This window comes from Rhodococcus sp. BL-253-APC-6A1W (assembly GCF_012843405.1).
In the GTDB taxonomy this organism is placed as follows: domain Bacteria; phylum Actinomycetota; class Actinomycetes; order Mycobacteriales; family Mycobacteriaceae; genus Rhodococcus.
This window is the reverse complement of sequence record NZ_JABAFB010000014.1, coordinates 15,159-29,101: the sequence shown is the minus strand read 5'-3', so window position 1 is coordinate 29,101 and position 13,943 is coordinate 15,159. Positions and strand designations below refer to the sequence as shown.

The 13,943-nt window shown below is 67.8% G+C and carries 11 protein-coding genes; 7 read left to right on the top strand and 4 right to left on the bottom strand.

The window, feature by feature from the left end; genetic code table 11:
* Nucleotides 1-9 precede the first annotated feature (9 nt).
* Nucleotides 10-987, bottom strand: coding sequence for a zinc ABC transporter substrate-binding protein (locus HF877_RS18995; RefSeq protein ID WP_346765243.1), 978 nt, complete (start codon nucleotides 985-987; stop codon nucleotides 10-12).
* A gap of 203 nt (nucleotides 988-1,190) precedes the next feature.
* On the opposite strand from HF877_RS18995, the gene HF877_RS18990 reads away from it, so the two are divergent.
* Nucleotides 1,191-2,297, top strand: a complete 1,107-nt coding sequence (locus tag HF877_RS18990; RefSeq protein WP_169622758.1) for a substrate-binding domain-containing protein — start codon at nucleotides 1,191-1,193, stop codon at nucleotides 2,295-2,297.
* 7 nt (nucleotides 2,298-2,304) lie between these two features.
* Here the strand turns inward: HF877_RS18990 and otsB are convergent, their stop codons facing one another.
* Both otsB and kstR read right to left on the bottom strand, forming a co-directional pair.
* Complete coding sequence (gene otsB / locus HF877_RS18985) at nucleotides 2,305-4,863, bottom strand: trehalose-phosphatase (protein ID WP_169622757.1); 2,559 nt, start codon at nucleotides 4,861-4,863, stop codon at nucleotides 2,305-2,307.
* A 73-nt stretch (nucleotides 4,864-4,936) separates the two neighbouring features.
* Nucleotides 4,937-5,593 (bottom strand): cholesterol catabolism transcriptional regulator KstR, encoded by a 657-nt coding sequence (gene kstR / locus HF877_RS18980; protein ID WP_169622756.1) that lies wholly within the window; start codon nucleotides 5,591-5,593, stop codon nucleotides 4,937-4,939.
* A gap of 91 nt (nucleotides 5,594-5,684) precedes the next feature.
* On the opposite strand from kstR, the gene HF877_RS18975 reads away from it, so the two are divergent.
* From HF877_RS18975 to HF877_RS18950, 6 genes are all read left to right on the top strand, one after another.
* Nucleotides 5,685-7,820, top strand: a complete 2,136-nt coding sequence (locus HF877_RS18975; protein ID WP_169622755.1) for an acyl-CoA dehydrogenase — start codon at nucleotides 5,685-5,687, stop codon at nucleotides 7,818-7,820.
* 68 nt (nucleotides 7,821-7,888) lie between these two features.
* Nucleotides 7,889-8,938, top strand: coding sequence for an acyl-CoA dehydrogenase family protein (locus tag HF877_RS18970; protein ID WP_169622754.1), 1,050 nt, complete (start codon nucleotides 7,889-7,891; stop codon nucleotides 8,936-8,938).
* Nucleotides 8,923-10,074 carry an acyl-CoA dehydrogenase family protein gene (locus HF877_RS18965; protein ID WP_169622753.1) on the top strand — a complete coding sequence of 384 codons (1,152 nt, stop codon included), beginning with the start codon at nucleotides 8,923-8,925 and terminating at the stop codon, nucleotides 10,072-10,074. The genes HF877_RS18970 and HF877_RS18965 overlap by 16 nt, the downstream gene beginning before the upstream one ends.
* A complete protein-coding gene (locus HF877_RS18960; RefSeq protein ID WP_169622752.1) occupies nucleotides 10,071-11,084 on the top strand; it encodes a bifunctional MaoC family dehydratase N-terminal/OB-fold nucleic acid binding domain-containing protein in 1,014 nt (337 codons plus the stop codon). Before HF877_RS18965 ends, HF877_RS18960 begins: the two co-directional genes overlap by 4 nt.
* Nucleotides 11,081-11,485 (top strand): MaoC family dehydratase, encoded by a 405-nt coding sequence (locus HF877_RS18955; RefSeq protein ID WP_169622751.1) that lies wholly within the window; start codon nucleotides 11,081-11,083, stop codon nucleotides 11,483-11,485. The genes HF877_RS18960 and HF877_RS18955 overlap by 4 nt, the downstream gene beginning before the upstream one ends.
* The gene (locus HF877_RS18950; RefSeq protein ID WP_169622750.1) at nucleotides 11,482-12,648 is read left to right on the top strand and encodes a lipid-transfer protein; all 1,167 of its coding nucleotides are present in this window, start codon (nucleotides 11,482-11,484) and stop codon (nucleotides 12,646-12,648) included. Before HF877_RS18955 ends, HF877_RS18950 begins: the two co-directional genes overlap by 4 nt.
* Nucleotides 12,649-12,779: 131 nt before the next feature.
* On the opposite strand, the gene HF877_RS18945 is transcribed toward HF877_RS18950, so the two are convergent.
* A complete protein-coding gene (locus HF877_RS18945; protein ID WP_206037359.1) occupies nucleotides 12,780-13,745 on the bottom strand; it encodes an ABC transporter permease in 966 nt (321 codons plus the stop codon).
* Nucleotides 13,746-13,943 lie beyond the last annotated feature (198 nt).

Here is a 13,943-nt window from a genome sequence, read left to right as displayed (position 1 = left end):
AGCGTGTGGTCAGGATTCGGTGTCGAGTGCGGAAGCGAGCGCCTCGGCTGCCCTGGTCTGCCACTGAATGTAGTCGACACCGTCGGGCAGGGTTTCGGAAACTTCGACGACAGGAATACCCGACGCCTCTGCTGCCGCGCGCATCTCACGGCTCACCTTGTCCTCGGTCTGCGGGTTGTACAGCAGTGCGCGGACCTGCTTGTCGAGGAGCAATTGCCGGGTGGCCGCGATGGCGGCGGGCGACGGATCGGTGCCGTTCTCGATCGCATTCGCGAAGTCTGCGGGTACCTCGTCGCGGAGTCCGGCCGCGGTCGCCAGGTAAGTCGCGATGGATTCGGTCTGCGCGATCGGGGCGTCGGGATGCGCTTCGGCGATCGAGGCCACGCGATCGGCGACGGCGTGCAGATTGTCGTGGAACGCCGCAGCATTGGCTTCGTAGGTGGCGGCACCCTCCGGATCGAGTTCCGCAAGGCGATCGGCGACGGCGTGCGCGACCGCATCGGCGGTCGCGAGGTCGTACCAGACGTGCTCGTTGACACCGCTGTGGTCGTGCCCGTCGTGCGAGTGACCCGTTCTGCCCGCTGTGTCGTCGGTACCGGCGTCGTGGGTACCCGCGGTGTCGTGGGTGTCCTCGTGGTCGTGGCCGGCGTGCAGATCGGATCCTTCGCCGGATTCGAAGAGCGCGAACGCCTCGACGGTCGCGGGGTCGCCGCTACCGGACTCGAGGATGTCCTCGACGAACCGGTCGTATCCACCACCGTTGTAGACGACGAGCGACGCGTCGCTGATCGCCGCGGCGTCGAGCGGGCTCGCCTCGTAGGAATGCGGGTCGGCCGACGGTTCGGTGATGAGGGACTCGACCTCGATACGGTCGCCGGCCACGGCCTGGGCGACGGAGCCCCACACGTTGGTGGAGGCGACTACGCGCAGGGTGTCCTCGTCATCGGATCCGGTGGTGGCGGACCCGCACGCGGCCAAGGTGGTCACGCAAGCCACGGCGGCGGCCGCGAGCGCGGTACGGGAGGACAAACGCACTGTGGTCTTCTCCTGAATCGAGAGTCGACGAACGGCCCCGGAGGCACGCCCAATCGTTATTGGTAATCGTTACCGTTCCACTTTAGCGGGTCGGGAAGGCGAATTACGCCGTCCCCGCGTCGCCGTGACGAGACCCACAGGACTACGGTCCCCTCATGCCCAGGTCCCGTCAGCCCCGCCGACAGGCGACGCTGGCCTCGATCGCTGCCGAACTGAAGATCTCCCGCACCACGGTGTCGAACGCGTACAACCGGCCCGATCAGCTGTCCGCGGAGCTACGCCAGCGTGTGCTCGATGTGGCCAAGCGCCGTGGGTACGCCGGCCCGGATCCGATGGCGCGGTCCCTGCGCACCCGCAAGGCCGGTGCTGTGGGCGTCCTTCTCACCGAGGCACTGAGCTACTCGTTCCGGGACCCCGCCGCCATGCGATTTCTGTCCGGGCTGTCGGAGGCCTGCGAGGCAGCCGGACAAGGTCTGCTGCTCATCCCCGCCGGTCCCGGACGCGCCGACACCGAAGCCGCGCAGGTCGTGCACCGGTCGTCGGTGGACGGGTTCGTCGTCTACTCCGTACCGCCCGAAGATCCGTACCTGGCCGCGGTGCTCGAACGGAATCTGCCGATCGTCGCCTGTGACCAGCCGCGCGGTTTCGAGCACACCCCTGTCGTGGGCATCGACGACCGGGGCGCGATGCGGGATCTCGCCGCACATCTCATCGGACTCGGCCACCGGCACATCGGTATCGTGTCCATGCGACTCGGGCGCGAGCGCCACGACGGTGTCGTCGATCTGTCGACCCTCGACAGCAGCGGATTCCACGTGCAGCGCGAGCGCATCCTCGGAGTGCAGGACGCGATGCGGGCGGGCGGGCTGGACCCGGCCTCGCTCACTGTCGTCGAGCGCTACACGCACACCTCGGAAAACGGGTTGTCGGGCGCGGCGCAGATCATGAGCGTCAACCCCAGGATCACCGCACTGATGTGCACGACCGACGTTCTCGCGCTCGGCGCCCTGGCGTGGGCCGACCAGACGGGACTCGATGTGCCGGGCCATCTGTCGATCACCGGCTTCGACGGAATCGACGAAGCGCTGCGCGAAGGACTCACCACGGTGCGTCAGCCCCAGAAGGACAAGGGGCGCCGGGCCGGCGAGCTACTGCTCGCCGCCCCGGCGCATTCCGGCGTTCCGGTGCTGGAGACGCTCGATACCCAGCTCTGGTTCGGCAAGACCTCCGGCGCCGTCGAGCGCGAGTGGTACGCCGAATAACCGTCTCTCAGCGCGGCGGCCCGGACAGCAACTGGGCACACCGCAACAGCCCGATGTGGCTGTAGGCCTGCGGATGATTGCCGAGCGAGCGTTCCGCCACGGGATCGTATTCCTCGCTGAGCAGGCCGGTCGGGCCCGCAGCGGCGACTAGTTGCGTGAACAGCGCCTCGGCGTCGTTCCGCTGCCCGATCAGGAGATACGCCCCGACCAGCCACGCCGCACAGAGGTGGAAACCGCCTTCGGTGCCGGGAAGCCCGTCGTCGTGCCGGTACCGGTACACCGTCGACCCGCTGCGTAGTTCCGCTTCGGTTGCCTGCACGGTTGCGTGGAATCGCTTGTCGTCCGGGTCCACCAGCCCGGTCAGGCCGATGAACAACGTCGCCGCGTCGAGATCGGTGCCGTCGTACGCCGCGGTGTACGACTGGACGTCTTCGTTCCAGCCCTTCTCCTTGACCTCCTCGGCGATCTCGCGACGAAGCTCGGCCCAGCCTTCACCGGCGGGACGGCCGAACTTCTCCGCGAGGGTGAGTGCGCGGTCGACGGTGAGCCAGCCCATGACCTTCGAATACACGTGGTGCCGCGGGTTGTCGCGGATCTCCCAGATGCCGTGGTCCGGTTCGAACCAGCGGCGCTCGACCGCGAGCACCATGGCGCAGACCAGTTCCCAATCGCGGTCGGTGAGTGCCTGCGCGTGGGCCACGCCCCGCTCCTCGCGCCGATGCGCGAGTTCGGAGATCAGGTCGACGATCGGACCGAATACGTCGAGCTGAACCTGCTGGTTCGCCGCGTTGCCGACGCGAACGGGGCGCGAACCGGCGTACCCCGGCAAGCTGTCGAGGACAGCTTCCGGAGGCAGTGCGCCACCTGCCAGCGTGTACAGCGGATGCAGTCGCTCCGGTCCGGGCAGGGTCTCGAGCACCCCGTGCACCCAGTCGAGGTAGTTCTCGGCTTCTTCGAGCGATCCGACTCTCACCAGTGCCTGTGCGGTCAGCGCCGCATCCCGCAGCCAGCAGTAGCGGTAGTCCCAGTTGCGGACCCCACCGATCTCCTCGGGAAGCGACGTGGTGGCCGCTGCGAGGATCGACCCGGTCGGCGCGTGGACGAGGCCGCGCAGGGTCAGAGCCGAGCGCTTCATGAGATCGGGCTTGAGGGGCGGCAGTTCCAGGTTGTTCGCCCACGTGCTCCAATACGCTTCGGCCTGGGCGCGGCGCTCCTCATGGGGCACCGGATGCTCGCTCAGATCATCTGTACCGCACCGAAGTTCGAGCACGACGTCCCCCTGGGAGGGATCCACGACGGCGTGCGCCGACTGGTGCGCGCCGTCGGTGCTGATGTCCCAGCGCACGCCGGGGGACCGGAGAACGTAGGGCTCGTTGAAACCCATCACCCGGATTCCGTCGTCCGTGACTTCCAAGGTCACCTGTCCCTGTCCGAACTCGGGACGCGGCGCGAAGGTCACCAGTGCGGTCGCGCGGCCGGTGATCACGCGGGTGAGGTCGGTTCGGCCCGGCTCGACGTCGTGCGGCAGGTAATCGACGACGGCGAGGGCAGCCCAGCGGGTGACGACAGTCATCGTCGAGTCCACGTAGCGCTGGCTCAGCGGCAGCGACTCGCGGGTGGGGCCGATCGTGAAGTGGCCGGCGGGTTCTCCGCCGAGCAGGTGGGCGAACAGTGCGGCGGAGTCCGGCTCCGGGTGGCACATCCAGGTGATGGTGCCGTCGGGGGTGACGAGCGCCTTGGAGCGGGGGCTCGCGAGCATCGTCAATCGCTCGATCGGTGCGGCATTGGCACCGGACAACCACGTGCGGCGCTCCTCGAGGAGAAGCGCGAGCGCCGAGTTGACGTCCTCGGTGGTGCCGACCCGGTACTCCGCGGCGGTGTCGCCGTCGCCGACCTTCACACCCACGTCGGGACCGTGCAGTGATGCGAATGCTTTCTCGTCGGTGACGTCGTCGCCGAAGAAGACCGCCGCGGTGGCGGCGTCCTGGTGCCTGATCAGGTCGAGGGCCGCGCCCTTGTCGGTGGCCACGACGGACAACTCGATCACCGACTTGCCTTCGGTGACCTGCACGCCCGGACGCAACGCGAGGTCCCCGCGCGCGATCTCGAGTGCGCGCTCGGCATCTTCCGCGGACGCGTTGCGGACATGCAGGGCGACGCTCGCGGGCTTGGTCTCGATGTGTACGCCCTCGAACTTGTCGGCGACCGACGCGAGTCCGTCGACGAGCACGGTCAGCAGTTGCTTGGCTTCGGGATCGATCTCGTTGATGAAACCGATGTCGAACTCGGAACCGTGGCTGCCGACCAGCTTCACCTCGATGGGGAGACGCGACAGCGCGGCGAGATCCTTCAACGATCGGCCGGAGATCACCGCGGCGGACGTCGAAGGGAGAGCGGCGAGTCCACGCAGGGCGCGGACGGCGTCGGCCCGGGGATACGCCTGCCCCGGGTCGGCGACGATCGGCGCGAGGGTGCCGTCGTAGTCGGTTGCCACCAGCAGTCGCGGAGTACGCGCTGCGGCGACGAGGGCGCGTCGGAGATCGATCGGAAGGTCGTGGGCACTCACGCGAACCAAGGTAAGCGAAGAAAAGCGGCAGAGTGCCGCCGGAGCGGCCTCCGGGGTGGTGTTTCCCGTTACATCAGGCGCCGGCAGTGGCGGACGACGGACGTGCACCCTCTCCGAGCAGCAGATCGACCGTCAGTTCCAGGCGTCGCGCGACATCCGTCGCGGACGACCGGCGGGTCAGCCAGGCGACCAGGTTGGACAGCCACACGTCGCTGATGACGCGGGCGATCGCGAGTTCCTCTTCGTCGGGCTCGCCGTCGTTCATGGCCTTGGCGAACAACCGGTCCATGAGCTTGCCGACCTGGTCGACCTCGGCGGCGGCGGATGCGTCGGCGAACATGAAGGCGCGCGTCATGGCCTCGGTGAGAAGTGGATCGCGCTGCATCGCCTTGGTGATGAGACTGAGGATGAGGTGCATCCGTTCCAGCGGGCTGTGCCCCGGCGGGATCTTTCCCTTGCTCTCGATCCGGGCGAATTCACGCCCGAGGGCCGAGACCAGCAGGTGGACCTTGGACGGGAAGTACCGGTAGAGCGTGCCCACTGCGACGTCCGCCCGTTCGGCGACGGCGCGCATCTGGACGGCTTCGTATCCGCCCTTCGACGCCAACGCGAGGGTGGCGTCGAGTATCCGCTTGCGACGTTCCTTCTGGGCATTGGAACTGAGATCGTCCTCGGTGAGGGCGGTCAACGTTCCGGTGCCGTTGGAACGTGAGCGGGACGGGGTGGCCATAACTTCGTATCCTCACGCCTTGACTCTGAACCGGTGTCATATTAGAACACGTTCTAGGTAACCATGTCATTCCGAAAGGCGGAGACCCGCTGTGAGTATCGCCACCACCGAGGAACAGCGGGCCGTTCAGGCGTCCGTACATGCCTGGTCACGAGCCACGGCTCCACTGGCAACCATACGTCGGGAGACCGACGGGGCGTGGCGTGACGGGTGGTCGTCTCTCGCGGAACTGGGACTGTTCGGTGTTGCCGTTCCGGAGGCATCCGGAGGGTTCGGGGCGACCACCGTCGATCTCGCGGTCATGCTCGAGCAGGCCGCACACGAACTGGCCGCGGGCCCGGTGCTGACCACGGCTGCGGTGGCGCTCGTGTTCGGCCGCGGCGGCGACGCGACGGCCAAGACCACCGCGCAACTCGTCGAGGGCGCTCTTCCGGCCGCCCTCGCACTCGACTCCGAGGTGCGAGCGGAACCGGCGACCGACGGGTTCGTCCTCACCGGTGACGCGGGCCCCGCCATCGCTGCCGAGCCGGGCGTCGCGGTGCTCGTGCGACTGGCCGGGCATCCCGAACGCTGGGCACTCGTCGACGCCGACGCTGCCGGTGTGCGTCTCGAGCCGCTCGACACGCTCGACAAGTCGCGGGCTCTCGCCCGGATGCGTCTGGACGGTGTCGCCGTGACGGCGGACCGTGTCGTCGAGGTCCCCAGCGGATTCGTGCGGGACCTCACCGCGGGGCTGGCAGCGGCCGAACTCGCCGGCATCGCCGGGTGGGCACTGACGACCGCGGTCGAGTACGCGAAGATCCGCGAACAGTTCGGCAAACCCATCGGCGCGTTCCAGGCCGTCAAACATCTGTGCGCCGAAATGCTGTGCCGCACCGAGAAGATTCGGGCCGTGGCGTGGGATGCGGCACGCGCGATCGATACCGATCCCGACGAGCTTCCCGTGTCGGTGGCCGTTGCGGCTGCCGTGGCACTCGACGCTGCCGTGCAGACCGCGAAGGACGCGATCCAGGTGCTCGGCGGCATCGGCTTCACGTGGGAGCACGACGCCCATTACTACCTGCGCCGCGCCGTCGCCACCCGCCAGTTGCTGGGCGGTTCCACGGCGTGGCGCGCCCGCGTCACCGAACTCGCGCGCGGCGGCGCTCGCCGGCACCTCGGTATCGATCTGTCCGGGCACGAGAACGATCGTGGGCGTATCCGGGACGACATCGCTTCCATCGCAGCGCAACCCGAAGGGCAGCGCCGTACCGCGCTGGCCGAATCCGGGTATCTCGCGCCGCACTGGCCACCCCCGTACGGGCGCGGGGCGGGCCCGGCCGAGCAGATCCTCATCCAGCAGGAACTTGCCGAGGCCGGAGTCGACAGGCCCGACCTGGTGATCGGATCGTGGGCTGTGCCGACGATCCTGGAGCACGGAACTCCGGCACAGCGAGAACGATTCGCGATGCCGACGCTGCGTGGCGACATCGTGTGGTGCCAGTTGTTCTCCGAGCCCGGCGCCGGTTCCGATCTCGCCGCACTCCGGACCACTGCGGAGAAGGTGGACGGAGGGTGGATCCTGCGTGGGCAGAAGGTGTGGACATCGCTCGCGCACGAAGCGGATTGGGCGATCTGCCTGGCGCGCACCGACCGCGAGGCACCCAAGCACAAGGGCATCACCTATTTCCTCGTCGACATGAAATCGGAGGGCATCGCGGTATCGCCGCTGCGGGAGATCACCGGCGACGCGCTGTTCAACGAGGTGTTCCTCGATTCGGTGTTCGTTCCGGACGACTGCGTCGTGGGTCCGCTCGGCGGCGGGTGGAAACTCGCCCGCACCACGCTCGCGAACGAACGCGTGGCGATGGGGGGCAAATCGTCGTTCGGTGCGGCGATCGAGGAACTCCTGGAACTGTCCACACCGGGTGACGCCGTCGCCGACGACCGGATCGCCGTACAGATCGGGGAGGCGACCGCCGGGTCGCTGCTCGATCTGCGCACCACGCTCGCCCAGCTGGGTGGGCAAGATCCCGGTGCTGCCTCGAGCGTGCGCAAACTCGTCGGCGTGCGTCAGCGACAGGACACCGCCGAACTCGCCATGGACCTCGCGGGTGAGGCGGGCTGGGTGGAAGGTCCGCTCACCCGCGAATTCCTCAACACCCGGTGCCTGACGATCGCCGGTGGTACCGAGCAGATTCTGCTCACGGTCGCAGCGGAGCGGCTGCTCGGACTTCCGCGGGAGTAGGGGGTCCTTCCCGCGGGACACCACCAAGTGCTACAACTGGAACACGTTCTAGCACGAAGGTGGTAACGGTGGACTTCGCACGTGACGAGACGCAGGAGGACGTTGCCGGCGTCGCGGCCGACCTGCTCGCCCGCGACCTGGGCGCCGACGACCTGTGGAGAGCCATGGCAGAGGCCGACCTCCTGTCGCTGGCCCTGCCCGAGCGACTCGGAGGTTCGGCACTCGGCGTCGCCGAGGCTGCCACCGTGCTCACCGAGGTCGGACGTTCGGCGGCACGGATCCCCGCGCTGCCGACCGTCGGGTTCGGGGTACTTCCCGTTCTCGCCCTCGCCACCGAGGCACAGCAGGACGTCCTGCTCGACGGTGTCCCCGGCGGCGCGGTCCTCTCCGCCGCGCTCGCCGAACCGGGCCGGCCGTTCCCCGGCCGGCCCGGGGCCACCGTCACCGCCACCGACGGCGGGCACGCCGTCACCGGATCGTTCGTGGCCGTGCCCTACGCCGATCGCGCGCGGTTCGTCCTGGTACCGACCGACTCCGGGGTCGTCGCGGTCGACCCGAACGCCGAGGGCGTCACGCTGAGGGAGAGTCCGTCCGCGGTCGGCGACCCCGAGTTCTCGATGCGGCTCGACGGAGCGGTGGGAACCCTGCTCGGCGACGGCCTCGACGGTGCGGAGTCCGTGGCGACGCTCTACCGTCTGGCAATCGCCGCGACAGCCGCCTACTCGGACGGATTGCTCTCGGGAGCAACCGATCTCACTGCCCGCCACGTCAGTGAGCGGCACCAGTTCGGTAAGCCGCTCGCCACCTTCCAGGCAGTGGCCCAGCAGATCGCGGATGTCTACGTCACCGCCCGGACCCTGCACGTCGCCGCATTGTCTTCGGTCTGGCGTGTCTCCCGAGGTCTCGACGCCGACGACGATCTCGACGTCACCGCGTACTGGATCGCTGCGGAACTTCCTCCCGCCATGCGGGTGTTGCACCACCTGCACGGCGGCATCGGAGTGGATGCGACCTATCCGCTGCACAGATACTCGTCGACCGCCAAGGACCTTGCACGGTGGCTCGGCGGCGCTTCGTACCGACTCGACCTCGTGGGGGCCCGGTGTTCATCGATCTGACCGACGACCAGCGTGCGCTGCAAGCCGAGTTGCGCAGCTACTTCTCGAATCTCGTCTCCGCCGACGAAGCCGCGATCATGCGCACCGAGCGGCACGGCCCCACCTACCGTGAGGTGGTCCGCCGAATGGGTAAGGACGGATGGCTGGGAGTGGGATGGCCCGTCGAGTTCGGCGGCCACGGCTTCGGCGACGTCGAGCAGCAGATCTTCGCCAACGAAGCCATGCGTGCCGACGTGCCGCTGCCCGGTGTCACGTTGCAGACCGTCGGTCCCACCTTGCAGGTCTACGGAACCGACGAGCAGAAGCGGAAGTTCCTACCCGCAATCCTCGCCGGTGAGGTCCATTTCGCCATCGGTTACTCCGAGCCCGAAGCCGGGACGGACCTCGCGGCGCTGCGCACCACCGCTGTACGTGACGGCGACGAGTACGTGGTCAACGGGCAGAAGATCTTCACCACCGGGGGTCACGACGCCGACTACATCTGGCTCGCTGTCCGCACCGGCTCGGCCGACTCGAGGCACCGGGGTATCTCCATTCTCATCGTCGACACGACCGACCCGGGATTCAGCTGGACGCCCATCATCACGTGCGACGGCGCGCACCACGTCAACGCCACGTACTACAACGATGTGCGGGTGCCGGCGAACATGCTCGTCGGTGAGGAGAACAAGGGCTGGCGGCTGATCACCACGCAGCTCAACCACGAGCGCGTGATGCTCGGACCGGCGGGCCGGGTCGCGGGCATCTACGACCATCTGCAGGACTGGGTGCGACGGCACAACCTCCTGGACGAACCCGACGTGCGCCGCGCACTCGGCGAGATCCACGCGACACATCGGCTCAACGAGCTTCTCAACTGGCAGGTCGCGGCGAGTGAGAACGACGCCGTCGACATCGCCGACGCGTCGGCCACCAAGGTGTTCGCCACGGAACGGATCCAGCGGGTCTGCCGGCTCGCCGAGGAGATCGTCGGACGCCACGGCGACCCGGCCGACACCGACACGGCCGATCTGCTGCGCTGGCTCGACATGATGGCCAAGCGGAACGTGGTGATCACGTTCGGGGGCGGGGTCAACGAAGTGATGCGAGAACTCATCGCCACCGCCGGTCTGGGTATGCCCCGGGTACCGCGGTGACAGGCGCACAGACGGCCGGCGCGGAGAGCACGGCCGACGAGATCCTTGCGGCCGCCGAACGCGTGCGTAACGACGGACCGTCCGCACCCCGCTTCGGTCGCGATCCCGTCAATCTCCCGATGATCCGGAACTGGCTCGAGGCGATCGGTGACGACAACCCGATCTACACCGACGAGTCCGCTGCGGTGGCAGCCGGGCACGACGGTCCGGTCGCACCGCCCGCGATGGCTCAGGTCTGGACGATGCGGGGTCTCGGTGCCGAGCGGGAGAAGGACGATCCACTCGGCCGGATGACGCAGATCCTCGACGACGCGGGGTACACCTCGGTGGTCGCGACCAACTGCGACCAGACCTACCACCGCTATCTTCGCCACGGTGAGCACGTGACCATCGAGTCCACGCTCGAGGATGTGGTGGGTCCGAAGAAAACCGGTCTCGGGGAAGGGTGGTTCTTCACCACCCGCAACGTGTGGAAGGTCGGCGACGAGGTCGTCGCCGAAATGCTGTTCCGCATCCTCAAATTCGCTCCGCCGGGCGAGGCTGCCGACTCCGCCCCGCGGGCCACGGTGCCCGAGGATCTGGACCCGTCACGGATGATGCGGCCGTCCGCATCGCGCGACACGCAGTTCTTCTGGGACGGCGTCGCCGGCCACGAGTTGCGCATCCAGCGCCGCCCCGACGGCACGTTGCAACACCCGCCGGTACCGGCGCTGTGGCTCGACAAGGACGAGACGACCGACTACGTGGTGTCGTCGGGCCGGGGTGCGGTGTTCAGTTTCGTCGTCCACCATGCCCCGAAAGTTCCGGGCCGGCAGGTTCCCTTCGTCGTCGCGCTCGTGGAACTCGACGAGGGCGTGCGCATGCTCGGAGAACTCCGGGGAATCGACCCGTCGGACGTGAGAATCGGAATGCCCGTGGAGGCAACCTATCTCGACTTTCCCGGCGACGACGACACCGAAGGAACCCCGTGGACGCTGTACGCCTGGAAGCCCCTCGAGGAGGATTCGTGAGCATCGATGCGGTGACGGCAGGGCAGGCGCTCCCACCCTTGTCGATTCACGCCGACCCGACGTTCGTCGTCTCGACGGCGTTGGCCACCCGCGACTTCCAGGACGTGCACCACGATCGCGACAAGGCGCGGCAGCGCGGGTCCGAGGACATTTTCGTCAACATCCTCACCGACACCGGCCTCGTCCAGCGGTACGTCACGGACTGGGCAGGTCCTCGTGCCGTCGTGCGGTCGATTTCGTTACGCCTCGGCGTGCCCTGGTACGCGTACGACACCCTCACACTCGCCGGCACGGTGGCGGCCGTCGACGACGGTCTGGTCACCGTCGACGTCGTCGGGCGTAATGCGCTGGGCGACCACATCACCGCGAAGGCCACCCTCGTGATCGGAGATGCCGAATGAGCGGTCTGTCGGGCAGGGCGGTCGTGGCGGGCATCGGTGCCACCGACTTCTCGAAGGATTCCGGCCGGAGCGAACTGCGACTCGCGGCGGAAGCCGTGCGGGACGCGCTCGACGACGCCGGACTCGCCCCCTCCGACGTGGACGGCCTGGTCTCGTTCACGATGGACACCAATACCGAAGTCGCGGTCGCGCGAGCGGTGGGCATCCCGAACCTGAAGTTCTTCTCGCGCATCCATTACGGCGGCGGTGCGGCCTGCGCCACCGTGCAGCAGGCGGCGATGGCTGTCGCGACCGGCGTGGCCGACGTCGTGGTTGCGTACCGCGCGTTCAACGAACGTTCCGGCGCGCGATACGGGCAGGTGAACAGCACGCTCGCCGCCCAGGTCAACGCCTCCGGTACCGACAACGCGTTCTCCTACCCGCACGGGTTGAGCACACCCGCATCGTTCGTCGCGATGGTGGCGCAGCGGTACATGCACGTCTCGGGTGCCACCGGTGCGGACTTCGGAGCGGTGGCCGTCGCGGACCGCGCCCACGCGGCGAACAACCCGAAGGCGTTCTTCTACGGAAAACCCATCACCCTGGACGACCACCAGAATTCCCGCTGGATCGCGGAACCGTTGCGGCTGCTCGATTGCTGTCAGGAATCGGACGGGGGTGTCGCGCTGGTGGTGACCACACCGGAGCGTGCGAAGGATCTGAAGCAGGTGCCCGCGGTGATCGCGGCGGCGGCGCAAGGCAGCGGACCGGACCAATACATCATGACGAGCTATTACCGCGACGGGCTCGCAGGTCTCCCGGAGATGGGCATCGTCGGGAATCAGCTGTGGGAACAATCGGGCCTCGGCCCGAAGGACATTCAGACTGCGATCCTGTACGACCACTTCACGCCGTACGTGCTCATGCAACTCGAGGAACTGGGATTCTGTGACCGGGGCGATGCGAAGAACTTCGTGGCCGACGGGATCGAACTCGGTGGCAGGCTGCCTATCAACACCCACGGTGGGCAACTCGGCGAGGCGTACATCCACGGCATGAACGGAATCGCAGAAGCGGTCCGCCAGATCCGCGGGACGTCGTGCAACCAGGTCGACGACGTCGAGAACGTGCTCGTCACAGCGGGCACGGGCGTGCCGACGTCCGGTCTCGTCCTCACCCGCTGAACTGCGATCGGGCGCGGACGGATCCCATGCCCCGTTTCATTCTGGGTCGACGGCTGTGGTCGCGCCCCTCGGTTCGCGGCGTGCGGCGATCAGCGCGAGGACGAGGCCGAACGCGACCCAGCAAGCGAGCACTACGCTCGGGAACCCGCTGCCGATGCCGCCGAAGAACGCGTTCGCGCGCAGGAGTGAACCGGTCGCCCCGGGGGGGGCAGCAGCTGCCCGAAAGTGGACCATCCGTCGGGAAGCCAGTTGCTCCCGGTCCCGAGCGCCGAGAGTGGATTGCCCACGAACATCATCAGAAAAGCGCCGAGGCCGATGCCCACCGGACCGAGCAGGGCTTCGAGGCCGAGGACGGTCAACGCCAGCGCGCCCATGCCGAGCGCGAGACCCTCTGCGGTGAGCCAGTAGTTTCCGGCCAGTGACCCGGTGCCGAACTGGAGGATGGCGGTGAGCGCGGCACCGGCGATCACTGCGAAAGCCACGACGCCGACGAAGCGCAGCAGCAGGCGGTTGCGTCCGGGGAACAGCTGCGTCAGTGCAATTGCCGGAATGAGTCCACCGAAGACCATCGGAAGCGCTGCGGCGGTCAGTCCGGCTCCTCGGGGGTCGTCCGCAGGGAAGGCCACCAGTTCGTGCGTCCGTACCGGCACTTGCTGCCGCTGGGCGATGCTCGTTCCGAGGGCAGTGACGGCCGCGGCGCCGGGTGCGCCACCCGCGGTGGCCGTGTAGACATCCACACCGTCGGCCGCGAAAACGAGTCCGCCTGCAGCTTCGCGATTCTCGATGCCGGCGATGAGGTCTTCGGGAGTGTCGAAGCGGACAACGTCCCAGTCATCGGGGGTGAGGTTTCCTGCGACGGCGTCGACTGCGGGCGAAGGCCCGGCCAAGCCGAGTCTCATGTCGTGGGGTCCGCCATGGATGGCAGGCAGCGCGAAGGCGAGGAGCATCACGCCGACGACTGCGGTGAGTCCGGCGACGAGCGCACTCAGCCGGATCCACGACGAGCGGGTCGTCTTGTCGGCTTGTGCATTCGCACCGGCGTTTTCATCCGGTCCGCCGGCCGATATGGAGCTGGATATCCTGCGTCCCTTCGACACGTGTCCGGTGGATGCAGCGTGTGGACCGAAAACCGTTTCCGGTAGCCATGCTTCCACACGTCTCCGACGTCGGTCTGCGGAGACGAGGACGGTCGAGTCTCGGACGACGAGCCGATGTTACGAGTCGGACGTGGCTATCGGAGAGAAAATTCGATCTTGCGGACGTGAGTGGTCGGCGCGCGCATACTACGACTATCA